Source organism: Micromonospora sp. NPDC051543 (assembly GCF_044454415.1).
Taxonomy (GTDB): domain Bacteria; phylum Actinomycetota; class Actinomycetes; order Mycobacteriales; family Micromonosporaceae; genus Micromonospora.
Map to the genome: position 1 here is coordinate 261,630 of NZ_JBITDT010000007.1, position 25,401 is coordinate 287,030.

Annotated in this window: 17 protein-coding genes; 12 read left to right on the forward strand and 5 right to left on the reverse strand. The window is 73.5% G+C overall.

Annotation, left to right across the window (positions count from 1 at the left end; translation table 11 throughout):
- Nucleotides 1–90: 90 nt before the first annotated feature.
- From mnmA to ACIA3K_RS15450, 4 genes are all read left to right on the forward strand, one after another.
- On the forward strand, nucleotides 91–1,164 hold the full coding sequence (gene mnmA / locus ACIA3K_RS15435; RefSeq protein ID WP_396801615.1) for a tRNA 2-thiouridine(34) synthase MnmA: 1,074 nt from the start codon (nucleotides 91–93) through the stop codon (nucleotides 1,162–1,164).
- A 143-nt stretch (nucleotides 1,165–1,307) separates the two neighbouring features.
- Nucleotides 1,308–2,312: a methionine synthase gene (locus ACIA3K_RS15440; RefSeq protein ID WP_396801617.1), complete on the forward strand. Its 1,005-nt coding sequence runs from the start codon at nucleotides 1,308–1,310 to the stop codon at nucleotides 2,310–2,312.
- Between the two features lie 37 nt (nucleotides 2,313–2,349).
- Entirely contained in the window at nucleotides 2,350–2,718 is a 369-nt protein-coding gene (locus ACIA3K_RS15445) for a VOC family protein (RefSeq protein ID WP_396801618.1), read from the forward strand.
- 109 nt (nucleotides 2,719–2,827) lie between these two features.
- Nucleotides 2,828–3,838 (forward strand): ADP-ribosylglycohydrolase family protein, encoded by a 1,011-nt coding sequence (locus ACIA3K_RS15450; protein WP_396801758.1) that lies wholly within the window; start codon nucleotides 2,828–2,830, stop codon nucleotides 3,836–3,838.
- Nucleotides 3,839–3,985: 147 nt separating this feature from the next.
- Here the strand turns inward: ACIA3K_RS15450 and ACIA3K_RS15455 are convergent, their stop codons facing one another.
- Nucleotides 3,986–4,531: a type II toxin-antitoxin system PemK/MazF family toxin gene (locus ACIA3K_RS15455; RefSeq protein ID WP_396801620.1), complete on the reverse strand. Its 546-nt coding sequence runs from the start codon at nucleotides 4,529–4,531 to the stop codon at nucleotides 3,986–3,988.
- Between the two features lie 699 nt (nucleotides 4,532–5,230).
- Between ACIA3K_RS15455 and ligA the strand changes: the two genes are divergently transcribed.
- The 6 genes from ligA to ACIA3K_RS15485 all read left to right on the forward strand — a co-directional run bounded on the left by ligA (nucleotide 5,231) and on the right by ACIA3K_RS15485 (nucleotide 16,220).
- Complete coding sequence (gene ligA / locus ACIA3K_RS15460) at nucleotides 5,231–7,366, forward strand: NAD-dependent DNA ligase LigA (protein WP_396801621.1); 2,136 nt, start codon at nucleotides 5,231–5,233, stop codon at nucleotides 7,364–7,366.
- 154 nt (nucleotides 7,367–7,520) lie between these two features.
- A complete protein-coding gene (locus ACIA3K_RS15465) occupies nucleotides 7,521–10,325 on the forward strand; it encodes an EAL domain-containing protein (protein ID WP_396801622.1) in 2,805 nt (934 codons plus the stop codon).
- A gap of 123 nt (nucleotides 10,326–10,448) precedes the next feature.
- The gene (gene gatC / locus ACIA3K_RS15470; protein ID WP_355052147.1) at nucleotides 10,449–10,754 is read left to right on the forward strand and encodes an Asp-tRNA(Asn)/Glu-tRNA(Gln) amidotransferase subunit GatC; all 306 of its coding nucleotides are present in this window, start codon (nucleotides 10,449–10,451) and stop codon (nucleotides 10,752–10,754) included.
- Nucleotides 10,751–12,226, forward strand: a complete 1,476-nt coding sequence (gatA, locus tag ACIA3K_RS15475; protein WP_396801624.1) for an Asp-tRNA(Asn)/Glu-tRNA(Gln) amidotransferase subunit GatA — start codon at nucleotides 10,751–10,753, stop codon at nucleotides 12,224–12,226. The genes gatC and gatA overlap by 4 nt, the downstream gene beginning before the upstream one ends.
- A gap of 13 nt (nucleotides 12,227–12,239) precedes the next feature.
- A complete protein-coding gene (gatB, locus tag ACIA3K_RS15480) occupies nucleotides 12,240–13,739 on the forward strand; it encodes an Asp-tRNA(Asn)/Glu-tRNA(Gln) amidotransferase subunit GatB (RefSeq protein WP_396801626.1) in 1,500 nt (499 codons plus the stop codon).
- A 123-nt stretch (nucleotides 13,740–13,862) separates the two neighbouring features.
- Nucleotides 13,863–16,220, forward strand: a complete 2,358-nt coding sequence (locus ACIA3K_RS15485; RefSeq protein ID WP_396801627.1) for a transketolase-like TK C-terminal-containing protein — start codon at nucleotides 13,863–13,865, stop codon at nucleotides 16,218–16,220.
- Nucleotides 16,221–16,633: 413 nt separating this feature from the next.
- Here ACIA3K_RS15485 and ACIA3K_RS15490 read toward each other — a convergent pair whose 3' ends face one another.
- The 3 genes from ACIA3K_RS15490 to ACIA3K_RS15500 all read right to left on the reverse strand — a co-directional run bounded on the left by ACIA3K_RS15490 (nucleotide 16,634) and on the right by ACIA3K_RS15500 (nucleotide 21,304).
- Nucleotides 16,634–18,205 carry a metallophosphoesterase gene (locus ACIA3K_RS15490; protein ID WP_396801628.1) on the reverse strand — a complete coding sequence of 524 codons (1,572 nt, stop codon included), beginning with the start codon at nucleotides 18,203–18,205 and terminating at the stop codon, nucleotides 16,634–16,636.
- A 61-nt stretch (nucleotides 18,206–18,266) separates the two neighbouring features.
- Nucleotides 18,267–19,439 carry a PQQ-dependent sugar dehydrogenase gene (locus tag ACIA3K_RS15495; RefSeq protein WP_396801630.1) on the reverse strand — a complete coding sequence of 391 codons (1,173 nt, stop codon included), beginning with the start codon at nucleotides 19,437–19,439 and terminating at the stop codon, nucleotides 18,267–18,269.
- Nucleotides 19,440–19,486: 47 nt separating this feature from the next.
- Nucleotides 19,487–21,304: a SpoIIE family protein phosphatase gene (locus tag ACIA3K_RS15500; protein WP_396801631.1), complete on the reverse strand. Its 1,818-nt coding sequence runs from the start codon at nucleotides 21,302–21,304 to the stop codon at nucleotides 19,487–19,489.
- Nucleotides 21,305–21,463: 159 nt separating this feature from the next.
- Here ACIA3K_RS15500 and ACIA3K_RS15505 point away from each other — a divergent pair, with 159 nt between their 5' ends.
- Nucleotides 21,464–22,390 (forward strand): 2-hydroxyacid dehydrogenase, encoded by a 927-nt coding sequence (locus ACIA3K_RS15505; protein ID WP_396801633.1) that lies wholly within the window; start codon nucleotides 21,464–21,466, stop codon nucleotides 22,388–22,390.
- 22 nt (nucleotides 22,391–22,412) lie between these two features.
- Here ACIA3K_RS15505 and ACIA3K_RS15510 read toward each other — a convergent pair whose 3' ends face one another.
- Nucleotides 22,413–22,805 (reverse strand): PH domain-containing protein, encoded by a 393-nt coding sequence (locus ACIA3K_RS15510; RefSeq protein WP_396801635.1) that lies wholly within the window; start codon nucleotides 22,803–22,805, stop codon nucleotides 22,413–22,415.
- A 243-nt stretch (nucleotides 22,806–23,048) separates the two neighbouring features.
- Between ACIA3K_RS15510 and ACIA3K_RS15515 the strand changes: the two genes are divergently transcribed.
- On the forward strand, nucleotides 23,049–25,394 hold the full coding sequence (locus ACIA3K_RS15515; RefSeq protein ID WP_396801637.1) for an EAL domain-containing protein: 2,346 nt from the start codon (nucleotides 23,049–23,051) through the stop codon (nucleotides 25,392–25,394).
- Nucleotides 25,395–25,401: the final 7 nt, after the last annotated feature.

Here is a 25,401-nt window from a genome sequence, read left to right on the forward strand (position 1 = left end):
GGCGGTGGGGGGCGTGGGCGGGGTGGGTTGGGGGTGGGGGGTGGGTCGGGGTGGTGGTTAGGGTTGGTGGGTGGGGAAGGGGGTTCGCTGGTGAGAGTTCTGGCGGCGATGTCGGGCGGGGTTGACTCGGCCGTGGCGGCGGCGCGGGCGGTGGCGGCCGGGCACGACGTGACCGGCGTGCACCTGGCGTTGGCCCGTAACCCGCAGACGTACCGGACCGGGGCGCGCGGCTGCTGCACGCTTGAGGACTCCCGGGACGCCCGCCGGGCCGCCGACGTCATCGGCATCCCGTTCTACGTGTGGGACATGGCGGACCGGTTCCACGAGGACGTGGTGGACGACTTCGTCGCCGAGTACGCCGCCGGTCGTACGCCCAATCCGTGTCTCCGGTGCAATGAGAAGATCAAGTTCGCGGCGGTGCTGGACCGGGCGATCGCGCTGGGCTTCGACGCGGTGGTCACCGGTCACCACGCCCGCCTCGGCCCGGATGGCCTGTTGCGCCGCAGCGTCGACATCGCCAAGGACCAGTCGTACGTGCTGGCGGTCCTCACCCGCGAGCAGCTGGACCGCTCGATGTTCCCGCTCGGCGACTCGACCAAGGCGCAGGTACGCGCGGAGGCCGCCGAGCGCGGCCTGGCGGTGGCCGACAAGCCGGACTCCCACGACATCTGCTTCATCGCCGACGGTGACACCCGTGGCTTCCTCGCCGGCCGGCTCGGCGAGGCGCCCGGCGACGTCGTCGACGCGAGCACCGGCGCGGTCGTCGGTAGCCACACCGGGGCGTACGCGTACACGGTGGGCCAGCGTCGCGGCCTGCACCTGGACCGGCCCGCCCCCGACGGTCGGCCGCGTTACGTGCTCTCCATCACACCCAAGACCAACACCGTGACGGTCGGCCCGGCCGAGGCGCTGGAGGTGTCCCAGGTCCGAGCCGTCCGCCCGGTCTGGACCGGCGGTCCGCGCCCGGACGCGCCGGTCGAGTGCGAGGTGCAGCTCCGCGCGCACGGCGACGTGGTGCCGGCGACCGTCGACCTCGACGGCGACGCGCTGCACGCCGAGCTGCGCCGGCCGGTCCGCGGCGTCGCCGCCGGCCAGGCCCTGGTGGCCTACCGACCGGACCCGGCCGGCGACATCGTCCTCGGCTCGGCCACGATCGCCGGCTGAGCGGGCGGCTGCTGGCCGGCGACCGACGTCGGGATCGGCACAGCGCCCGGCTGATCGGCGTGCACGTCTGCTGGTCGTCGGCGCGGCGTGCAGGTCGGACGGTCGTCGCCCGGCCGGCAGGGGCGCCGGGATAGCCTTCGGCCGTGACAGATCAGGCGTGGCCCTGGCCGGCGGGCGCGGCGACCGGCATCGGTTCGCTGCCCGGCACCGACATCGCCGAGGCTCAGCGGGTGGTCCTCGGCGAGCTTCCCGACCTGCCGCACCTGCCCGAGCTGCCGGCCCGAGGCCCCGGAGCCGACCTCATCGGGCGCAGCGCCGGGCTGCTGGTCGAGCTGCCCGTCGAGCTGTACACCGGGCGTTGGCGGGTCGCCCCCCGCGCCGGCCGTGACCTGCGCCGGGCCCGGGACCTGATGGAGCGTGACCTGGACCAGCTCGCCGAGCAGGCCGAGGGGTACGCCGGCCCGATCAAGGTGCAGGCCGGCGGTCCGTTCACCCTGGCCGCCGCGCTGGAGCTGCCGATCGGTGGCCGGCTGCTGCGCGATCCCGGTGCCGTGCGCGACCTCACCGGCTCGCTCGCCGAAGGGCTGCGCGAGCACGTGGCGGCGGTCGCGCGACGACTGCCGCAGGCGTCGGTGCTGCTGCAACTGGACGAGCCGTCGCTGCCGACCGTGCTGGCCGGGCGGGTGCCGACCGAGAGCGGGCTCGGCGCGTACCGGGCGGTGGACTCGGTCGACGCGGCGGCCCTGCTCCGCACGGTCGTCGACGCGGTGGCCGTACCCACGGTGGTGCACTGCTGCGCCCCGGACGTGCCGTTGGAGCTGATCCGCTCCACCGGGGCCGTCGCGGTCGCCCTCGACCTCGATCTCGTCACCGACCTGGATCCGCTGGGCGAGGCGATCGACGCCGGCCTCGGGCTGTTGGCCGGCGCCGCGCCGACCCGGCCGCCGTCGGCCGGGGGCGCGCCGACCTCCGGGCAGATCGCCGATCGGGTACGCCACATCTGGGACCGCCTCGGCTTTCCCCGCCGGCAGCTCGCCCAGCAGGTGGTCGTCACCCCGGCGTGTGGCCTGGCCGGGGCCACCCCGCGGTACGCCCGGGCGGTGCTCGCGGCCTGCCGGGACGCCGGCCGCCGGTTCGCCGAGGAGTGAGGTTTTTCTGTCGTACCCGCTGGGCAGGATGACCGTCATGATTGGACAGCTACGTTCAGTGGTGATCGACTGCCCCGATCCTCGGGCGCTGGCCGCGTTCTACTCCGAGCTGCTCGGCATCCCCTTCGCCGAGGCCGCCTCCGAGGACGACGACTGGGTGGTGCTCGGTGGTTCGCCCGGTCACCAGCCGCGACTGGCCTTCCAGCGGGCGCTCGGCCTGCGTACGCCGGCCTGGCCGGACCCGGAGCGTCCGCAGCAGTTCCACCTGGACGTGACCGTGGACGACATCGAGAGCGCGGAGAAGGCGGCGCTCGCGCTCGGTGCGCGGCGGCTGCCCGGCGAAGGCGAGGGTTTCCGGGTCTACGCGGATCCGGTCGGCCACCCGTTCTGCCTCTGCTGGGACTGACCGCTTCTGCCTTTGCGGGGGCTGCCCGCTTCTGCCTTTGCGGGGACTGCCCGCTTCTGCCTTTGCGGGGACTGCCCGCGCCCGACGGCGGTCGCGGCGGCCGGGCATGATGGCCGCCGTGACCTCCGCCACCGCGCTGCGCGCCTCCGGTTCGCTCTTCGGTCTCGCCTACGGCGACGCGCTGGGCAAGCCCACCGAGTTCCTGACCGTCGCCGACATCGAACGCCGCTACGGTCCGGCCGGCCCACGTGAGTTGACCGGTGTCCCGGCGCTGGTCACGGACGACACGCAGATGGCGTTGGCGGTGGGCTGGGCGCTGCACGAGGCCCCGACGTTCACCCCAGACGCGGTGGAGCCGCTGCTGCGACGCCGCTTCGTGGCCTGGTCGGTCAGCCCGGACAACAACCGCGCCCCCGGGATGACCTGCCTACGCGCCTGCGCCGACCTGGATCGGGGGCTGCGCTGGCAGCAGGCGACGGTCGCCGGTTCGAAGGGCTGCGGCGCGAACATGCGAGTCACACCGGTGGGCCTCCTGGACGTCGACCTCGACACGATGGCCGGTCTGGCCCAGTTGCAGGCCGGGCTGACCCACGGCCACGCCACCGGTCTGGCCGCCAGCGAACTCACCGCGTACGCGGTCGTCGCCCTGCGCGGTGGCGTCACGCTGCCCGAGCTGCCCGCGATCCTCACCGAACGGGCGCGATCCCAACGCCGGGTCTACCGGCACGACTGGCTGGGCGACCTCTGGCGACGCCCGGGGGTCGACACGCCGGAGGAGTTCATCGCCCACGGTTGGGACGAGTGCCTGACGGCGCTGCGCCGGCTGACGACCGCCCTGCGCACGCCGGACGACGGCGGCGACCCGTGCCGGGCCACCGGGCAGGGTTGGGTGGCAGAGGAGGCGCTGGCCACCGCGCTGTTCTGCGCCGTACGCCATGCCGACGATCCGGTCGCGGCGCTGGCCCGGGGCGCGACCACGGTCGGCGACTCCGACTCGATCGCCGCCCTGGCCGGCGCCTTCGTGGGCGCGGCAGCGGGCATGGCCGCCTGGCCGTCCGAATGGGCCGAGCGCATCGAGTACGCCGATCAGCTCGCCACCCTCGGCGAGAGCTGGGACTGACCGTCCGGCCTGGCGCGGGCCGGCCTCGCGCGGCCTGAGTGCGGTGATCGACTCGGGTTCCTGGAAGTCGGGGTGCTACTCGCGGGTGGACGGGCCGTTTTCCTGGAAGTCGAGTGGATCATGGCGTGAGGTGGGGGCGCCTTCGGCTCAGCTGGTGGGCAGGTGGCGCAGGCTGCGGACCTTGCGCCACAGGTCGGCGTCGCAGCGGCCGGCGCGGTCGGCGAAATCGGCCGAGCTGATCCGGACCGGCTCGGTCAGGCTGAGGTAGCTGTCGTGCTCGGCACCGGGATCCCAGTCCCGGGTCGGAATTCGGACGTGGTCGTCGCGGTCGCTCTTGTCCTGGCTGGTGATCTTCAGGACGTCGGCGCCCCGCGAGTCGGCGCGTAGCACCAGGCAGGGGCGGATCTTCGAGCCGCTGCCGTCGGCGTACGGGACGTCGGCCCACCAGATCTCGCCCGCCGCCGGAGCGTCGGTCGCCCGATCGGTGTCACGGGAGCGGGGCGTCGAGCCCGGCCGATCGGTGCCCCGCGGCCTCGGAGGCGCGGGACGACGCCCACCCGCGTGGGTCGTGGCACCCGGACCGGTTCGGTCGGACGGTCGGCGCGTGGCCGCCCGGTGCCGCCAACTGTTCCACGCCCAACCGGCGGCCACCGCGAGCAGGATCGCCGCCGCCCAGAGCAGCGTCTTGTTCATCGCCACCTCCGCGCCCACGCGGCACACCGGCCGCTTCGTGCGGCGATCCTCGCACGTCACCGCCCCCGCCGCCCGTCGACGACACCGCCGCTAGTGCCGCAGGGTTTCCCCACCGTCCGGAACGGTCGGAACCGCCCCCAGTCAGCAGCCATCCCCCGCCCCGCACCCGCGCCCCGCACCCGCACCCGCGCCGCACCCGCGCCCCCGCCCGCGCCCCCCGCCCGCGCCCGCCGACCCTCACCCCCGCCGATCTTGCACTTTCTGCTGCGACATCCCGGGCATCCCACCCGTATCGACGACCGAAACTGCAAGATCGGCGGGAGTCCGACGACGGGCCCGCCTCGGCCTCGCGGGGACACCGCCGTCGACGCGCGCCGGCGACCCCACGAGGCCGGCGTCGCCCCCCCACCCCCCCCCGGCCCCCACTCCGCGACTCCGTTGATCATGAAGTTTTTGCCACCCGGCCCGGCGTGTCGGAGCAATAACTTCATGATCAACGGGGGGGGTCGGGAGGGGGAGGGAGGGAGGGAGGGAGGGGAGGGGCGGGCGGGTTCGGAGGTTACGTGCGGCGGGGCCTTGGGGTCGGGCGCGTGGGGGTGTCACCGTCGGCGCGGGTGGGCGGCGGATTGTCAGCCCGGACCGATACCGTGCCTTAGTAGCGTGATCAGGGAGGTCGCAGGCGTGTCCGAAGGTGGCGGGGTGTCCGAGGAGCAGATCGGTCAGCAGGTCAGCCCGGCTCAGGAGGCGGCGGCCGGCGCGGAGCCGACGCCGCAGGCGCGGGAGCGGCACGCCACGCTGAGTGGCGAGCTGACCGAGCATCAGTACCGCTACTACGTGCTGGATTCGCCGATCGTCACCGACGCCGAGTTCGACAAGCAGCTGCGCGAGCTGGAGGCGTTGGAGCAGGAGTTTCCCGCGTTGCGTACGCCGGATTCGCCGACCCAACGGGTGGGCGGCACGTTCTCCACCGACTTCACCCCGGTCACGCACGCAGAGCGGATGCTCTCGCTCGACAACGCCTTCGCCGACGAGGAGCTGGCGGCCTGGGCCGAGCGGGTCGAACGGGACGCCGGGGGGCCGGTGCCCTACCTCTGCGAGTTGAAGGTCGACGGTCTGGCGATCAACCTGACGTACGAGGCCGGTCGGCTGGTCCGGGCCGCCACCCGGGGCGACGGCCGCACCGGCGAGGACGTCACCGCCAACGTGCGCAGCATCCGGGACGTGCCCGGCCAGCTCGCGCCGTCCGCCGAGTTCCCGACGATCCCCGAGCTGCTGGAGGTCCGGGGCGAGATCTACTTCCCGGTCGCCGCATTCGCCGACCTCAACGCGGGCCTGGTCGAGCAGGGGCGCGCGCCGTTCGCCAACCCGCGCAACGCCGCTGCCGGCAGCCTGCGGCAGAAGGATCCGCGGGTCACCGCCTCCCGGCCGCTGCGTCTCGTGGTGCACGGCATCGGCGCGCGTCGGGGGTTCCAGCCCGCCGCGCAGTCCGAGTCGTACGCGGCGCTGAAGGCGTGGGGGCTGCCGACCAGTGACCGGTGGAGGGTCGTGCCCGACCTGTCCGGCGTCGCGGAATACATCGCCTACTACGCCGAGCACCGGCACGACGTCGAGCACGAGATCGACGGTGTGGTGGTCAAGGTCGACCCGGTCTCCATCCAGGGCCGTCTGGGCTCGACCAGTCGAGCCCCGCGCTGGGCGATCGCCTTCAAGTACCCGCCGGAGGAGGTCACCACCAAGCTCCTCGACATCGACGTCAACGTGGGGCGTACCGGTCGGGTCACCCCGTTCGCCGTGCTCGAGCCGGTGCGGGTGGCCGGCTCCACGGTCGCGCTCGCCACCCTGCACAACGCCCGCGAGGTGGAGCGCAAGGGTGTGCTGATCGGCGACACGGTGGTGCTGCGCAAGGCCGGCGACGTGATCCCCGAGGTGCTCGGTCCGGTGGTCGACCTGCGGCCCGCCGACGCCCGCCCGTTCGTCATGCCGACCACCTGTCCGTCCTGCGGCACCCCGCTCGCGCCCTCCAAGGAGGGGGACGTCGACATCCGCTGCCCCAACACCCGCAGCTGCCCGGCCCAACTCCGCGAGCGGGTGTTCCACCTCGCCGGCCGTGGCGCGTTCGACATCGAGGTGCTCGGCTACAAGGGCGCGGGGGCGCTGCTCGACGCGGAGATCATCGCCGACGAGGGTGACCTCTTCCAGCTCGACGCCGACCAACTGTCTCGTTCGCCGTTCTTCGTCAACAAGGACGGCAGCCTCGGCAGTAACGCGGTCAAGCTGCTCGACAACCTGGCCGTCGCCCGGGAACGTGACCTGTGGCGGGTGCTGGTGGCGCTCTCCATCCGGCACGTCGGCCCCACCGCCGCCCAGGCGCTGGCCCGGCACTTCCGATCGATGGAGGCCATCGACGCGGCCAGCGAGGAGGAGCTGTCCTCGGTCGACGGCGTCGGGCCGACCATCGCGGCCAGCATCCGCGAGTGGTTCGCCGTGGACTGGCACCGCGAGGTGGTCCGCAAGTGGGCCGACGCGGGCGTACGAATGGCCGAGGAGGCGGTCGACGAGGGCCCGCGTCCGCTGGAGGGGTTGACCGTCGTGGTGACCGGCACCCTCGCCGGCTTCTCCCGGGACCAGGCCGCCGAGGCCGTGCAGACCAGGGGCGGCAAGGTCAGCGGGTCGGTCTCCAAGAAGACGAGCTTCGTCGTGGTGGGGGACAACCCGGGTTCCAAGGCCGACAAGGCCGCCAGCCTCAAGGTGCCGGTGCTGGACGAGGACGGGTTCCGGCTGCTGCTGGACGCGGGCCCGGACGCCGCGCGGGAGGTCGCCCGAGTCGAGGGCTGACGCCGCCACGTCGCCGAGGTGGGCCGCCGCGTATACCAACTTAATTACGACTACTACCGATTCGTGACTGTCATACCGGGAAACTCGGGGCCGAGGGCGTTTCATTGGGTCACGGCGTGCTCACCGACACGTCGACGGTTCCTCGGGAGGTGTGATGGAGGTCGCCGACCCGCGCAACTCCCTCCCACCTGGGCGGGTGGCGCCGTTCGCCACCTTCGTCGTCGGCATCCTGGTGGTGGCGGCGCTGACCGCCGCTGGTCCACTCGCGACGCTTCCCGGGGAGCTGTCCCGGCTGCCGGTGGCGTTCTGGACGATGGCCGCGCTCGCGGTGATCTGCGACGCGCGCCCGTTCGTCCCGCCCGGGCGACGGCAGACCTCGGCGGTCTTCCCGTCCACCTGTTTCACCTTCGCGATCCTGCTCGGTTGGGGGCCCGGCCCGGCGGTGGCGGTACAGGCCCTCGGGGTGATCGTCTCCGGCTGGCGGATGGGCAACGCCGCCTGGCGGACGGCGTTCAACGTCGGCCAGTACGCCTGCGCGCTCGCCGCGGCGTACGGGGTCGTCCAGCTCGGGCCGGGCACCATCTTCTCCGGGGGACGCCTGCACTGGACCGACGTGGTCGCCGTCGGCGGCGCGACGCTCGCCTGGTTCTCGGTGAACTACGGGCTGGTGAGCTGGGCCGTACGACTGCGTTTCGGCGGCCGCTGGTGGCCCACCGTCCGCCAGGGCGTCGGTTTCGAACTGCTCTCCACCGGCTCGCTGCTGCTGCTCGCGCCGGTGCTCGTCGCCGCCGCCCGGCTCAGTGCGGCGCTGATCCCGCTGGTGCTGGTGCCGCTGTTCGCCGTGTACCGGATGGCCCGGTTGACCGTCGAACAGCAGCACCTCGCCGCCGCCGACCCGCTGACCGGTCTGCCGAACCGCAAGGCGCTGCTGGCTGAGGTGGCGGAGCAGGTCCACCTGCACGCCGAGCGGACCGCCCGGGGCGAGCCCGGCGGACATCTGGCGCTGCTGCTCATCGACCTGGACCGCTTCAAGAACGTCAACGACGCGCTCGGGCACGCGGTGGGAGACCGGCTGCTGGTCGAGGTCAGTGCCCGACTCGCGGACGTGGAACCCCGACCGCAGATGATCGCCCGGCTGGGTGGGGACGAGTTCGCCATCGTGATGACCGGGCTGTCCGACGTCGGTCAGGCGCGTGAGCTGGCTGACCGGGTGGTCGGGGCGCTGGCCGAGCCGGTGCCGTTGGACGGGTTGCCGCTCGACGTCGGCGGCTCCATCGGGATCGCCCTCTTCCCCGAGCACGGTGAGGACTTCGCCACCCTGATGCGGCACGCGGACGTGGCGATGTACGACGCCAAGCACCGTAACGACACGGTCGCCGTATACGCCCCGGAGTCCGACCACAACTCGGCCGAGCGTCTCGGGCTCCTCGCCGACCTCCGACGGGTGCTCGAATCCGGCTCACCCGCCGTCGAGGCGGATCACGCGGCCGACGCGAGCCACGCCGTCGAGGCGGGTCACGCGGTCGAGGCGGGTCACGCGGCCGACGCGAGCCACGCCGTCGAGGCGGGTCACGCGGTCGAGGCGAGCCACGCGGTCGAGGCGGGTCACGCGGCCGACGCCAGCCACGCCGTCGAGGCAGATCACGCCGACAGTTCGGATCACGCCGACGGGGCGGGGCACGACGTGGACGCCGCGCAGGCCGTACCGGCGGGCGAGACCGCGCCTGCCCGGCACGCCGAGCGGGGTGGTTCGGAGCGGACGGCAGACGTACCCCTCGCGGTGGAGGCCGAGGTGCGCGGCGGTGACGGCGCCGCGCTGCCGGCCGGGGCCGCGCCGGTGATCGCCGCGCCGCAGGTGACCGGCGGGCGGTGGTGGGGTCTCCGTCGGCGTGCCGGCGAGGAGGTGGCGCACGCCGATGAGTTGATCAATCGGATCGCCACCGGGGCCGATCCGATCCGGGGCCGCAACAGCCGCGCGACGATTCCCGGGAGCCGTCCTGGTCCGAGCCGGGACCGGCGTGCCGGCGGCCGCGGGCGGCGCTCGCCGAACGGTGGCGCGCCGTCGACGGCGGGCGACCGCCGTCCGGGGCGCGACGGCGGGTCCGCTACGGGCGGGCGGACGATCGGGCCGACGATCGGGCCGACCGGGTGGGCACGCGACGGTGAGCCGGTCGACGACGCCGGTGAGATCACCATGTACTACCAACCGCAGATCGCCATCGCGACGGGCGAGGTGGTCGGCGTCGAGGCGCTGCTGCGCTGGCGGCATCCCCGCCGAGGCATGGTCGACCCGGAGGAGCTGATCCGGGTCGCCGAGCAGAGCGCGGTGATGCGGCTGCTCACCCGCCGGGTCGTGGACGATGTGGTGGAGCAGCTCGCCAAGTGGTCGGCGGCCGGCATCGGGTTGCGCGCGGCGCTCAACGTGAGCGTGCGCGACCTGCACACCGGCGAGATCGCCGACCAGATCGCCGACCGGCTGGCCCGCTACGGGGTGCCGGCCGAGCGGCTGCAACTGGAGATCACCGAGGGCGCCCTGATGGCCGATCCGCGTCGGGTGCTGGCGACGATCACCCGGTTGCACCAGATCGGGGTGGCCATCGCGCTCGACGACTTCGGCACCGGCTACTCGTCCTTGCAGCACCTGCGGCGGCTGCCGCTGTCCGAGGTGAAGGTGGACCGTTCGTTCGTGCTGGGCATGGCCGAGGACGCCGACGACGCGGCGATCGTCCGCTCGACGATCGAGCTGGCGGGAGCGTTGGGCCTGCGGGTGGTCGCGGAGGGTGTGGAGGACGAGCGGACCTGGCGGATGCTGTACGCGGCCGGCTGCGACGCGGCCCAGGGGTGGTTCTACGCCCGTCCGATGCCCGCCGAGGAGCTGGTCACGTGGCTGGCCCGCTACCGGCCGGTGCGCCCCAGCGGCGGCCCGGAGACGGACGCCGGCCGCCGGCTCACGCGCTGACCCACCCGAGCAGCCGGCGCGGGGCGCGGAACAATAGACTCGCTCCGGTCACCGCGCGTCACGCTGCACCCGTCGCGCGGCCGGCACACCGCCCGACCAGCAGGACATCAGAAGGGGGCACGGATGGCCGCCATCTCCCGCGAGGAGGTCGCGCACCTGGCGCGCCTGTCGCGGCTCGCCGTCACCGAGGAGGAGCTGGACACGTTCGCCGGCCAGCTCGACGTGATCCTCCAGGCGGTCGCCCAGGTCGGCGAGGTCGCCGCCGCGGACATCCCGCCGACCTCACACTCGGTGCCGCTGACAAACGTCTTCCGCGAGGACGTCGTCACGCCGTGCCTGACCCCCGAGGAGGTGCTGTCCGGTGCGCCCGACGCCGAGGAGCAGCGGTTCCGCGTACCCCGGATTCTGAGCGAGGACGTGGCGTCATGAGCGATTTGACCAGAATGACCGCGACGGAGATCGCCGCCCTGGTCGCCGGCGGGGAGACCTCCGCCGTCGAGGTGACCCAGGCGCACCTGGACCGGATCGCCGCGGTCGACGACCGGGTGCACGCGTTCCTGCACGTGGACAGCGAGGGCGCGCTCGCCGCCGCCCGGGCCGTGGACGAGCGCCGCACCGCCGGTGAGGAGTTGGGCCCGCTCGCGGGCGTGCCGGTCGCGGTGAAGGACGTGCTCGCCACCCGTGGCGTGCCGACCACCGTCGGCTCGAAGATCCTCGAAGGCTGGCGCCCGCCGTACGACGCGACGATCGTGCAGCGGCTGCGTGACGCCGGCACGGTGATGCTGGGCAAGACGAACATGGACGAGTTCGCGATGGGCTCCTCCACCGAGTACTCGGCGTACGGCCCGACGCACAACCCGTGGGACCTGAGCCGCATCCCGGGTGGTTCGGGTGGTGGCAGCGCCGCCGCGCTGGCCGCGTACGAGGCGCCGCTGGCGATCGGCTCGGACACCGGTGGCTCGATCCGCCAGCCCGGCGCGGTCACCGGCACCGTGGGCGCGAAGCCCACCTACGGCGGCACCTCCCGGTACGGCCTGGTGGCGTTCTCCTCGTCGCTGGACACTCCCGGCCCGTGCGCCCGCAACGTGCTCGACGCCGCCCTGCTGCACCAGGTGATCGGCGGGCACGACCCCCGGGACTCGACCTCGATCCCGCAGCCGGTGCCGGATGTGGTGGCGGCGGCGAAGCTCGGCGCGACCGGCGACCTGACCGGCGTACGGCTCGGCATCGTCAGCGAGTTCGTCGGCGAGGGCGCCGAGCCGGGTGTGATGACCGCGTTCCGCGAGTCCGTGGACGCGCTCGCGAAGATGGGCGCGGAGATCGTCGAGGTCTCCTGCCCGACGTTCGCGTACGCGCTGCCGGCGTACTACCTGATCGCCCCGAGCGAGTGCTCCTCCAACCTGGCCCGGTTCGACGGCGTCCGGTTCGGCCTGCGGGTCGGCGACGACGGCAACCGGTCGCTGGAGGAGGTCATGTCGCTGACCCGCGAGGCCGGCTTCGGCCCCGAGGTGAAGCGCCGGATCATGATCGGCACGTACGCGCTGTCGTCGGGCTACTACGACGCGTACTACGGGCAGGCGCAGAAGGTCCGTACGCTGATCACGCGGGACTTCAACGCCGCGTTCGAGCGGGTCGACGCGCTGATCTCGCCGACGACCCCGTTCACGGCCTTCCCGATCGGCGCGCGCACCGCCGACCCGTACCAGATGTACCTGGCCGACCTGTTCACCATCCCGACCAACCTGTACGGCGGCCCGGGCATCTCGGTGCCCTGTGGTCTCTCCGAGGGGCTGCCCGTGGGCCTGCAGGTGATGGCCCCGACGATGGCCGACGACCGGATGTACCGGGTCGCGGCCGCGCTGGAGTCCGCGGTCGGCACGTTCACCCCACCGGCACTGTGAGGCAGGAGCCCAGATGACGACGACGCTGCCCGCGTACGACGAGGTCGTCGCGCGCTACGAACCGGTGATCGGCCTGGAGACCCACGTCGAGTTGGGCACGAACACCAAGATGTGGTGCGGCTGCCCGACCGACTTCGGTGGCGAGCCGAACACCCGGGTCTGCCCGGTGTGCCTGGGCCTGCCCGGGTCGCTGCCGGTGGCCAACAAGGCCGCCATCGAGGCGATCATCCGGATCGGCCTGGCGTTGAACTGCTCGATCGCCGAGTGGTGCCGGTTCGCCCGCAAGAACTACTTCTATCCGGACATGCCGAAGAACTTCCAGATCAGCCAGTACGACGAGCCGATCTGCGTCGACGGTTACCTGGACGTCGAGGTGAACGGCGAGACCGTCCGGATCGAGATCGAGCGGGTGCACCTGGAGGAGGACACCGGCAAGACGCTGCACGTCGGCGGCGCCACCGGGCGGATCCACGGTGCGACGGAGTCGCTCGTCGACTACAACCGTGCCGGCATCCCGCTGGTCGAGATCGTCACCAAGCCCGTCGTGGGCACCGCCGCGCTCGCCCCCGACGTGGCCCGGGCGTACGTCGCCGAGCTGCGTGACGTGATCCGTACCCTCGGCGTCTCGGACGTGCGGATGGAGGAGGGTTCGCTGCGCTGCGACGTGAACACCTCGCTCAACCTGCCGGGGCAGGAGTGGGGCACGCGTACCGAGACGAAGAACGTCAACTCGCTGCGGTCGGTGGAACGGGCGGTCCGCTCGGAGATGCTGCGGCAGGCGGCGGTGCTCGACGCGGGTGGCCGGATCACCCAGGAGACCCGGCACTTCCACGAGGACAGCGGCGACACCACGCCGGGCCGCTCGAAGGAGACGGCGACCGACTACCGGTACTTCCCGGAGCCGGACCTGGTGCCGGTCGCCCCGGACCCGGCCTGGGTCGCCGAGCTGAAGGCCGCCCTGCCGGAGCTGCCCCGGGTGCACCGGCGTCGGCTTCAGCAGCAGTGGGGCCTGTCCGACCTGGACATGCAGTCGGTGCTCAACGCCGGCGCGGTCGAGCTGATCGAGGCCACCGTGGCCGCCGGCACCACGCCGGCGGCGGCCCGCAAGTGGTGGTTGGGCGAGTTGTCCCGCCGGGCCAACGAGAGTGGTGTGGAGTTGGCCGACATCGGCGCGACCCCGGCGCAGGTCGCCGAGCTGCAGGGCCTGGTCGACGCCGGCAAGCTCAACGACAAGATGGCCCGCACGGTGCTGGAGGGCGTGGTCGACGGTGAGGGCTCGCCCACCGAGATCATGACCAGCCGGGGCCTGGAGGTCGTCTCGGACACCGGCGCGCTCACCGCCGCCGTGGACGAGGCCATCGCCGCCAACCCGGGCATCGCCGACAAGATCCGCAGCGGCAAGGTCGCGGCGGCCGGCGCGCTCGTCGGCGCGGTGATGAAGTCGACCCGTGGTCAGGCCGACGCCGCCGCCGTCCGCACGCTGGTCCTGGAGCGCCTCGGCGTCCAGGGCTGAGACCCCGCCCGGACAGGCCGCCGCCGCGACCCGGCGGCGGCCTTCCGTCATCCCCTGTCGACCACGCGGCCACCCCGCACCCCTCGTCGAGGGCGTCGACGGCGACGCCCGAATGGAGCCACCGTGACCCAGCACGACCTTGACGTCCTCGACGAGATCCAGCGGCGGGTGCTGTGGCTCTCCACCCGCATCGTGGACGCCGCCAACCACGACCGGGTCACCGGCGACGGTGTGAAGGTCGGCGGCCACCAGGCGTCCAGCGCCTCGCTCGTCACGGCGATGACCGCGCTCTGGTTCGCCCACCTGGACGCCGAGGACCGGGTGGCCGTCAAGCCGCACGCCTCCCCGGTGTTCCACGCCATCCAGTACCTGCTGGGCAACCTGGACCGGTCGTACCTGCCCCGGCTGCGGGCACGGGGCGGCCTCCAGTCGTACCCGTCGCGCACCAAGGACCCGGACGAGGTGGACTTCTCCACCGGCTCGGTCGGTCTGGGCGCGGCGGCGCCGCTCTTCGCCGCCGCGACCCGGCGCTACGTCGACGCGCACTTCGGCGCCCGGCCGCACTCCCGGTTCGTGGCGCTGATCGGCGACGCCGAGCTGGACGAGGGCAACATCTGGGAGGCGGTGGCTGACCCGGCGACGACCGGTCTGGGCAACGTCATGTGGCTCGTCGACTTCAACCGGCAGTCGCTGGACCGGGTGGTCCCCGGCATCCGGATCAACCAGTGGCGCGGCCAGTTCGAGGCGGCCGGCTGGCACGTCGTGGAGGTCAAGTACGGCCGCAAGCTCGCCGAGGCGTACGCCCGGCCGGGTGGCGAGGCGCTGCGCGACTGGATCGACGCGATGCCCAACGAGCAGTACCAGTCGCTGTTCGGGCTGGCCGGCGACACGTTGCGCAAGCAGTTCCTGGACGGCGCGCCGGCCGGCATCGCCGAGCTGATCGAGGGCATCACCGACGAGGACCTCGGCCCGCTCGTCACCGACCTGGGCGGGCACGACCTTCAGGCGATGCTCGACGCCTACGCCCAGTGCGACGCGGTGACCGACCGGCCGAGCGTCGTCTTCGCGTACACCGTCAAGGGTTGGGGGTTGCCCATCGCCGGCAACCCGCGTAACCATTCCGCGCTGCTCAGCACCGAGCAGGTCGACACGCTGCGCGCCGCGCACGGGTTGACCGCCGAGACCGAGTGGGACCGCCTCGACCCGGCGTCCCCGGCCGGCGTCCGGGCCGGCGCCCGCCGGGAGGCGCTGTCCCGCGCGCCGCGCGAGCGCGCGCTGGGGGTCACCGTTCCGGAGAGCACGGGAGTACGCGCCAACAAGCCCATCTCCACCCAGGAGGTGTTCGGTCGGGTGCTGGTGGACCTGGCGCGGGACCGGGAGGTCGGCCGTTACCTGGTCACCACCGCCCCGGACGTGGCCACCTCCACCAACCTCGCCGGATTCATCAACAAGACTGGCGTGTTCGCGCCCACCGAGCAGCGTTCCTGGACCGAGGACCGGATGCTGCGCTGGACCGAGAGCCCCACCGGGCAGCACATCGAGCTGGGCATCTCGGAGATGAACCTGTTCCTGCTGCTCGGTCAGCTCGGCCTCTCCTGGGACCTGTCCGGTCAGCCGCTGCTGCCGGTGGGCACGGTCTACGACCCGTTCGTGCTGCGGGGCCTCGACGCGTTCCTCTACGGCACGTACTCCGGCTCGCGGTTCGTGGTGGCCGGCACGCCGTCCGGCATCACCCTGGCCCCCGAGGGCGGCGCCCACCAGTCCACGATCACCGCGTCGGTCGGCTTGGAGCTGCCCGGCGTGACGTTCGTCGAGCCGGCGTACGCGGGCAGCCTCGACTGGCTGCTCTGCGACGCGCTGGGGCAGATCGCCGGCGGGGCGACCCCGGCCGTGACCGCCGCCCCCGCCGAGGACGGCGCGTACTACTTCCGCCTCAGCACCCGTCCGCTGGACCAGGCGCCGTTCGAGGCGGCCCGGGCCCGGCTCGGTGACGCGGTGCTGCGCCGGCAGGTGGTCGCCGGGGCGTACCGGCTCGTCGACGCGCACCAGGCGTACCCACACCTGGCCGACGCGCCGGTGGTGCAGCTCGCCGGCTCCGGCGCGGTGCTGCCCGAGGTGTTGGCCGCCGCCGCCGAACTGGCCGAGGAGGGCATCGCCGCGCACGTGCTGGACGTGACCAGCCTCGACCGGCTCTACCGGGCCTGGCAGCGCACCCTGCGACAGGGCGTACGCACCGCCACCGTGCCGAGCGTGCCCGGCGCGCTGCGGTCCGCGTTCGCCGACCGGGTGCCGGTGGTGACCGTGCACGACGCGGCCTCGCACGCCATGGCCTGGCTCGGGTCGGCGCTCGGCGCGCCGGCGGTGCCGCTCGGGGTGGACGAGTTCGGCCAGTCCGGCAGCGTGGCCGACCTGTACGAGCTGCACGACCTGCTGCCCGGCAGCATCGTCAACGCGGCCCTGGCCGCCCTCGCCCTGCGCTGATCTCACCCTGCGCTGATCTCGCCCGTGGGGATTGGCTTCGCCTGCCTGCCTGCCTGCCTGCCTGCCTGCCTGCCCGCCCGCCTGCCCGCCTGCCGGTTCGCGTGCACCGGCCTTCGTGTCTCACTGCGGCCGTCACTGAGAGTGGGGAGCGTCCGCCTGCCTGCCGGGTTCTCTGCGCCCTTTGCTCTGCTTCAATATGCGCAACACCAGCCCTGAGCTGCAGAAATTCGGGTGTACGCAGCGGGAGCGGAGTAACCCGACGTAACTGTTGCCTCCGTTGAAGCAGAGCAAAGGCTGCGCAGACACCCCTCGGGCTCGGGCGCCGGCTTTGGCTCCGGTGCGGGCCCCGCGCGGGAGGCGGGCGGGCACCGCCAGGTCGGCGGGTCGGCGGGTCGGCGGGTGGTAGCCCGCGCTCAGCGGGTCGGGGTGGGGGTGACCGAGGCGGGTGCGCCGGCGCTCGGGTCCTGCACGATGTGGCGCTCCAGGTTGACCTGGGCCTGACCGGTGCCGCCGACGGTGATGTCGTCGTACGCCTGGAGCATCTTCTGCTGGTCGAAGTAGAGCACCGTCATCGACAGCGGGGTGGGCTTCTCGCCCTCCAGACCGCGCAGCCCGGCCCCGCCCGTGGAGCCCTCCACGAACAGGGCCGTCGGCTGCTGGCCGGGGGCCTGCGGCAACTTGGAGACCTGCCGGGCGTGCGTGTGCCCGGCCAGCACCAGCGGGCAGGTGCCGGCGAGCGGCCCGGACGACGCCGGGTCGTGCACGAGGGCGATGTTGACCGGCCGCGGCGAGTTGCGGATCGTCGCGGCGAGCTGGTCACCCGCGCCGATCACCTGGTCGGCCACCTCCTGGGTGAGCCCGCTGCCGGCCGGTGAGGTGTTCTTGTCCGGGGTGAAGCGCGGGTCGCCGATGCCGGCGATGGTCAGGCCCGCGACCGTGGTCGTCGAATTGTTCAGCACGATCGCGTTCGGCTGGCGAGCCACCGCTGCGCCGGTCTTGCCCGAGTCGTGGTTACCCCGGATGAACACGTACGGCTTCTTGAGCAGGCTGATCGAGCCGACGAACGACGCCTCCGGCTCGCTGCCCCAGTCGGTGATGTCGCCGGTGTCGATGACCACGTCGATGCCGAACTGCTCCACCACCGTGCGGATCAGCTGCCAGCCCGTCGGGTTGAGGTGCATGTCGGAGACGTGCAGGACCCGGGTGGTACCCGGCGCGGGATCGAGCACCGGCAACGCCGACACCGTCGTGTAGAGCTGACTGACGTTGCCGACGATGCGTTGCAGCTGCTCGGCGTACTTCGTGTAGTCGTTGGCGATCCGGCGGGCGTCGCCGACGATCGCCGGCGCGTTGACCAGCAGACCCTCGTAGCGCGGCTCCTCGATCGCCTGCGGGCGCAGCGTTGCGGCGGCCGTGCCGAGGCTGCCGGCGGTGACCAGCAGCGCCAACCCGCCGGCCCAGGCCGTACGGCGCACGTCCCGGAAGACCAACGCGGCCAGGATGAGGGTGACCAGCACCGCCGAGGCGAGGGTACGCAGACCGAGCCGCATCACCCCGGAGCGAACGTCCTCCACGGCGCTCTGGCTGGCCCGACTGATGCTCGCGGGGTCGTCGAGCAGCGCTTCGGTGCGCCCCTGGTCGAGTGCGCCGAGTCGTACCGTGAGGTGCGTCGGCCCGCTGTGGCTGTCGATCAGCAGCGCGCCCAGCGGCGGCACGTCGATCGTCGTCCCGCCGTCGCTGGCCGGGGAGAGCGTGAGGTTGGCCCGGAACGGCCCGATGTCGGTGTTCACCCGACCGCCGGCCAGCACGCCGAGCGCCGCCCCGGCCAGGGCCACCACCAGCACGGCGAGGATCATGCCAGTGCGCCGCACCGGCCCGCCGGGGCGGCCGATCCGTCGGCGGGCCGGGCGCGACGGCTCGCCGCCGGTCACCGGGTCGTCCCGGCCCTCGGCGTCGCCGTGCTGCTCGTCGCGTTGCCCGTCCATGCTGAGATTCTGACCTGCCCGTCGAAGGATCTTGGCAAACCTGGGCGGAAGGTGACGCAGGTCAGCTGCGGCCGCCGTCGCCGCCGGCGAAGACCACCCGCAGGAGGCGGTCGTCGTCGGCCGCCGGGTCACCCCGCCCGTCGTGGTTGGAGGTGCTCACCCAGAGCGAGCCGTCGGGCGCGGCGGCCACGGCACGTAGCCGCCCGTACCGGTTGGTCAGCAGCTCGCTCGGCTGCCCCAGCAGTGTGCCGGTGTCGGTCAGCTCCATCACCCACAGTCGCTTCCCACGCAGGCAGCCGGTGACGAGCAGCCGGTCCGTCGCGGCGAGCCCGGAGCAGGACGCGTCGGCCGTGGCCCACTGCGTGATCGGGTCGGTGTAGCGCTTGTCGCCGGCCCGCCCCTCGACCTCCGGCCAGCCGTAGTTACCGCCCTTGGTGATCTGGTTGATCTCGTCCCAGGTGTTCTGGCCGAACTCGACGGCGTACATGCGCTTGGCCGCGTCCCAGGCGAAACCCTGCACGTTGCGGTGGCCGAACGACCACACCGGCGAACCGGGGAACGGGTTGCCCGGCGCGGGCTTGCCGTCGGCGGTGATCCGCAGGATCTTGCCGCCGAGGCTCTTGGTGTCCTGCGCGTTGGGCCGCTCTCCCGCGTCACCGGTGCTGACGTAGAGCTGCCCGTCCGGCCCGAACCCCAGCCCGCCGCCGTTGTGCACGTTCGCCTTCGGGATACCGGTGAGGATCGGGGTGGGTTGCCCGCCGATCTGCAGGCGGGCGACCCGGTTGTCCTGCTCGGCCGTGTAGTAGACGAAGACCGTCCGGTCCTGGGCGTAGCCGGGGGACACGGCGATGCCGAGCAGGCCGCCCTCACCCGCCGCCGCCACGTCGTCGATCGTCTGCACGACCCGGACCCGCAGCCCGTCCGGACCGGACTCCGGGCCCACCTGCAGAATCCGGCCGGTGTCCCGCTCGGTGACCAGCGCGCCGCCGTCCGGCAGGAACGCGATGGCCCACGGCACCCGCAGTCCCTTGGCCAGCACGGTGGTCACCGCCTGTTGGCCCGCGCCGCCCGCGTTCGGCGACGCCGACGGGGTCGGCAGGTTGGGTGGCTCGCCCGCCGGATCGGGGTCCGGCTCGCCGAAGCTGCAACCCGAGGCGAACAGCAGCGCCGCGCAGGACGCCGCGAGGACCGCCCGGAGGCGGCGGACGCGAGGGTACGGGGGACGGGCTCTCACCCGGCCCAGGGTAGCCCGCCGGCCGGGCTGGCCGGGGTCCTCCGCACTCAGCGGGCTCGGACCGCCAGCAGCGCCGTATCGTCCTCGCGGTGGTGGATCGACGCGAGCAGCAGGTCGCACAGATCGTCCAGGGGCATCGTGTCGGTGCCGGCCAGCCGGCCCACCAGCTCGGCGAGCCCGTCGTCGATGGACCGGTCCCGACGCTCGATCAGCCCGTCGGTGTAGAGCAGCAGCGTGTCTCCGGTGGTCAGGCCGGCCGAGTGGCTGGTCCGCGGCGTGGGCCGGGCCAGGCCGAGCAGCGGCTCCGGCGTCGCGTCGAGGACTTCCACGGCACCGCCGGCGCGGACCACCAGGGCCGGTGGGTGCCCGGCGTTGCACCACGTCAGCTCACGGACACCGGAGCGCTCCGGGCCGATCCGCACCAGCGTGGCGGTGGCCGCGATGGGCAGCCGCAGACCCCGGATCGCGTCGTCCAGGTGGCTCACCAACGCCCCGACCTCGTCGTGCCGGCCGAACGCGTTGCCGCGTACCAGGTTGCGGAGCTGACCCATGGTCGCGGCGGCCTCGATGTCGTGCCCGGCCACGTCCCCGATCGCCGCGATCACGTCGCCGTCGGGCTGCACGAAGGCGTCGTACCAGTCGCCGCCGACCTCGACCCGGTCGGCGGCCGGCTGGTAGCGGGCCGCCAGCTCCAGCTCCGGCACGTGCGGTAGACGCGGCAGCATGCTGTGTTGCAAAACCTCGGCGACGTGCCGCTGCTCCCCGTACATCGAGCTGTTGCCGATGGCCTGCCCCGCGCGGCGGCCGATGTCCACGGCGGTGAGCAGGTCGCGGTCGTCGAACTGTTGGCGGCCCGGGCTGTTGACCAGGGTGATGGCGCCCAGCACGGTGCCCCCGGCGGCCCGCACCGGCACGCTGAGGTACGACGCGATGCCCAGCCGCTCGGCGATCACCGACAGCTCCGGATCCGTGGTGCCCCGGGCCACGTCGGCCGGCGACGCCACCCCGCCGAGCCGGGGCTGGCCGGTCCGCAGCACCGCGCGGATCACCGACTCCTGGTTCAGGCCGGTCCGCAGCAGCGCGGCGAAGCGGTCGACGTCCGGCGTCCGGGCCTGGTCCTGGTGCGCCGCGACGACCTCCCGGGGCTGTCCGGTGGGCCCGGCGAGGATGAGCAGGCACCAGTCGGCGAGCACCGGCACCATGGCGTCGGCGAGCCGGCGCAGCGACGTGCCCACGTCCAACGTGCCGGCCAGGGTCTCGCTCACTCCGGCCAGCAGTTCCAGGCGCTCGTGCGCCTGCACCACCCGACGACCCGCCTCCTGGGCCCCGTCCAGCGCGATCCGCAGGCGCAACTCCGACGAGCAGGCCGCCGCCAGGTCGGACAGGGTCCGCAGTTGTCGGGCTGTCCACGCCCGGGGCTTGTTGTCGATGGCGCACAGCGAACCGAGCACCCGGCCGGAGAGGTCGGTCAACGGCATCCCGGCGTACGCGACGACGCCGAGGTCGTCGATGGCGAGGTTCTCGCGTACACGGGGGTAGAGCCGGGCGTCCGGCAGCACCATCGGCACCTCGATGTCCACCACGTGCTGGCAGAACGAATGGCTCAACGGGGTCTGTCGCCGCTGCGACCACGGCTCCGGCAGACCGACCGCCCCCGGGAAGAACTGCCGGTCGGCGGAGACCAGCGAGACCAGCGCGACCGGCACCTCCAGCAGGTCGCTGACCAGTCGGGCGAACCGGTCGAACGCCTCGTCCGGAGTCGCGTCCAGGCCGGTGTCGGCGAGCGCGCGCAGCCGCGCCGCGTCGCCGAGCGCCGGAGGTGGGGTGCTCGAACGTCGCGTGCGGGCGGGGGAGCCGTCGGTCATCGAGCGCCTGTCTGCCGGGGTGGAGGCGGAGCTGACCTCCGACTCTCGGTTATACCCCGTCACGGCCGGGCCGGACACCGGTGTGTCGCCTCTCGCCCGGCGGCGCGGGTTCCGCCGTGCCCGCGCCGGCCGTCGTGGCGACGGCTATCGTCGGCGGACGTGAAGGTATGGATTCCGCACCACGCTGGCCTGGACCTCGTTGGCGAGCTGCCGTCGGGCGTGACGGTGGAGGTCGCCGAACGCGCCGACCGCCTGCCGTCCGCCGTGGCCGACGTCCGTTTCTGGGTGCCGCCGTTCCTGAGCGGTTCGGACGCCACCGCTCTGCTGGGTGAGCTGCCCGACCTGGCGGTGGTGCAACTGCTCTCCGCCGGAGCGGACGCCTGGGTCGACCGGGTGCCCGACGGGGTCACGCTCTGCGACGCCCGGGGGGTTCACGATCCCTCCACCGCCGAGTGGGTGGTCACCGCGATCCTGGCCCAGCTCCGGGCGTTTCCCGCCTTCGCCCGCGCGCAGGGGCAGCGGCGGTGGGCGTACGACGGCAACGCGCCGACCGACGAGCTGACCGGCAAGCGGGTGCTGATCGTCGGGGCCGGCTCGATCGGCACGGCGGTGCGCGACCGGCTCGCGCCGTTCGGGGTGAGCTTCACCCTGGTCGCCCGCAGCGCCCGGCCGGAGCAGTCGGTGCACGCCGTCGCGGAGCTGCCGAGACTGCTGCCCGACGCCGACGTGGTGGTGGTGCTGGTGCCGCTCACCGACCAGACCCGTGGTCTGATCGACAAGGACTTCCTGGCCGCGATGCCCGACGGGGCGCTGCTGGTCAACGCGGCCCGAGGCCCGGTGGCCCGGACCGACGCGCTCGTCGCCGAGCTGGCCACCGGCCGGATCTCGGCCGCGCTGGACGTCACCGACCCGGAGCCGTTGCCCGCCGAGTCTCCTCTGTGGACGATGCCGAACGTGCTGCTCACACCGCACGTGGCGGGGTCGGTGCGGGGTCTGCTGCCGCGTGCGTACCGGCTGGTCGGCGAGCAGGTACGGCGGTTCGCCGCCGGTGAACCGCTCGTCAACACCGTGGTCGACGGCTACTGAGCCGGCGGGCGGGAACGGCCGCCTACGCGCCGGGCGTCTCGGCGGACTCGTCCGGCATCCTCTGGCCGGTGGCCGAGACCAGGCGGGGCAGGTCGGTGCCGCGTACCGCCGGCAGGACGACCTGCTGGCCGTCGTCGAGTCGGGCGACGGCCCGCCCGCGTGCGTCGGTGGCGAACTCGACGACGTGGTCCCAGCCGATCCGGCGTTGCCCGAACAGCGCCCGTAGGCGCAGCTCCCGGGAGTCGGCGTCGGTGCCGGACCGCCAGGCCCACACCCCGACGCCCAGCGGGACGAGCAGCACCGGCAGCAGGTACGCCCGGGCGTTCGCCAGCGGCAGGGCACCGATGAAGGCGATGACCGAGGCGACCAGGATGGCTTGGTTGAAACGGAAGCGGACCGTGTCGGGCGTACTCACCCCGCGATGATCCCACCCCTGGTCGGCCGGGGTCGCGGCGGGCGGTGTCACGGGTGCCCGCACGCGTACAGTGACACGGGTCACTGCTTCGTGCCGATGGCCGACGCGTAACCAATCCGGTCGCCGGTCGTTTCCCAGTGTTGGGCAGCGGCCTCGCAACATCCGCCACCCGTGCCACCGCAGCAGCATTCGCACCACCCGCACCGTCGCACCGCCCCGTGCCCCCTCACGAAGGCGACCGCCGTGCTCCTCGCGTACCCGTTCCGTTTCCTCGTCCCCCGCCGGGCGGCCCCGGAGGCCGCCGTGTCCACGGCCGTGGCGCTGCTCGTCCTCGCCGGTGTGGCGGGGATGGTCCCGACCCCGGTGGTGATCGCGTTGGCCGGTGGCGCGGGCGCCACCCTGGCCGGCGTACGACTCTCCCGGCTGGCCGCCGGTCGGTCCGCGCCGCCGTCGAGCGACTCCTCGGGGCGGGTGGGGCTGGTCCTGCTCGACGCGGCGGTGGTGGCCGCCGGCTGGGTCGCGGCCGCGCTGCCGCTGGTCGACACCCGGCAGCGCGCGGTCGCGCTGCTCGGGTCGCTCACCGTCGCGGCCCTCTCCGTGGCCGGGCTACGCGGGCTCCCGGCACGGACGCCCTCGCCGACCCGACTACGGGAGTTGGTCGAGGCGACGGGACCGACGATCGGTCTGACCCTTGCCGGGTGGTTGCTCCTGCCCGTGGACACTCTCCCCGCTCCGGCCCGGCTGGTCGCGGCGCTGGTGTTGGCCGGGTTGGGCATCGCCGCGCTCGGCGCGTTCACGGGCGCAGGGCGGCGCTCGGGCCACGGGATCTGCCGGGGAGGCCTCCTGCTCACCCTGGTCGGTCTGGCGCTGTTGACGATCCTGCCGCCCACGTCGTCGGGGCGCGCGCCGCTTCTGGCGGTGCCGCCGCTGGTGCTCGGCATGCTGCTGACGGCCCTGGGCGCGACATCGGCGGTGACGTCGGCCAGCTCGACGCCGCCGTCCGGTTCAGCGGCCACGACCTGGCCACGGGCGGTCCTCCCGGCGTCGGTGCTGCTGCTCGCGGCGGGCCTGCACCTCGGCTCCGGTCGCACTCCGGACCGGACGAGTCTGTTGCTCGCCCTGGCGGCGGTGCCACCTCTGGTCCTGCGGGAGCTGCTGCGCGGCGGTGACGGGGGTGTCCCCGAGCGGCCCGCCGCGCACCGTCGGGCCGCCGACCACTCGGTCCGCCGCCGGGAGTCGCAACCGCCGTGGCAGGCCCCGACAACCGATTCGTGGACTCCTGCGGCCGATGCTGACGCGACCTGGCCCGACACGGGTGTCTCCTGGTCGCGCCATGGTTTCGGCCCGGCCGGCGAGGGGCCGGGGGACCGGGCGGCCCTGCTCGCCGCCCTCGCCGCGATCGGCGACGTGCCCGCCCCGACCGGTGCGCTGCTGCTGGTGGAGCTGCACGGCATCGAAGGGCTGGGGCCGGTGGCCCGCGAGGACGCGCTTGCCGAGGCCGCCCTGCGGGCGCGGGCGGTCGTCTCGCCCGGCGATCTGGTGACCGCCTGCGCCGGCCACGGTTTCGCGGTGGTCACCGGTGCGGGGCCCGTGCTGGCGTACGCGCTGGGCACCCGGCTGCTGAGCACGCTCACGTCGCCGTACCGGTTGGCCGGGTCGGTGCTGCGCGTGCAGGCGAGCATCGGGCTGGCCGAGGTGGGTGGCGCGGGGCCGGCCGACGTGCTGCGTCAGGCCGAGCTGGCCCGGCGGCGGGCGGTGCAGCTGGGCCGAGACCGGGTCGAGTGGTACGACGCGTTCCTGGAGGAGCAGCTGGTCCGTCGGCTCGACCTGGAACGCGAGCTGCCGGGCGCGGTGGCCCGGGGCGAACTGGACCTGGTCTACCAACCGGTGCTCGACCTGACCGACCGTCAGCCGGTGGGCGCCGAGGCGCTGCTGCGGTGGCGTAGCCCGGTGCTCGGCACGGTGCTCCCGGCCGAGCTGCTGCCGGTCGCCGAGGATCTGGATCTGGTCGGCGAGCTGGAGTGGTGGGTGCTGGACCGGGCCTGCCGGCAGTTGGCGGCCTGGTCGGCGGGCCCTCGGGAGCTGTGGATGGCCGTCAACGTGACCACCCGGGAGCTGACCACGCCCGACTTCGTGCAGCGCGCCGCGGCGGTCCTGGCCGCGTACGGGGTGCCGCCCGAGCGCCTGGTGGTGGAGGTGGCCGAGCCGAGGGTCGCCGCCGACCTGCCGACGGTGGTGGCCCGGCTCGCGGGTCTCCGGTCGTTGGGCGTACGCACCGCGCTCGACGACTTCCGGCCCGAACACGCCTCGCTGGCCCACCTGCGCCGGCTGCCGATCGACCTGCTGAAGGTGGGGCCCGACCTGGTCGGGGCCGAGCCCACGGGGCAGCCGCCGCTGATCGACGTGGTGGTCAACGTCGGCGAGCGGTTGGGTGTGGAGATCGTCGCGGAGGGGTTGGAGTCGCCCACCCAGGTCGAGGGCGCCCACCGGGCCGGCTGCCGTTACGGGCAGGGCTTCGCGCTGTCCCGTCCGGCGACCGCCGAGCGCGTCGAGGCGTACTTCGAGGAGTTTCCCTCGGCGTACCGGTGATGAACCG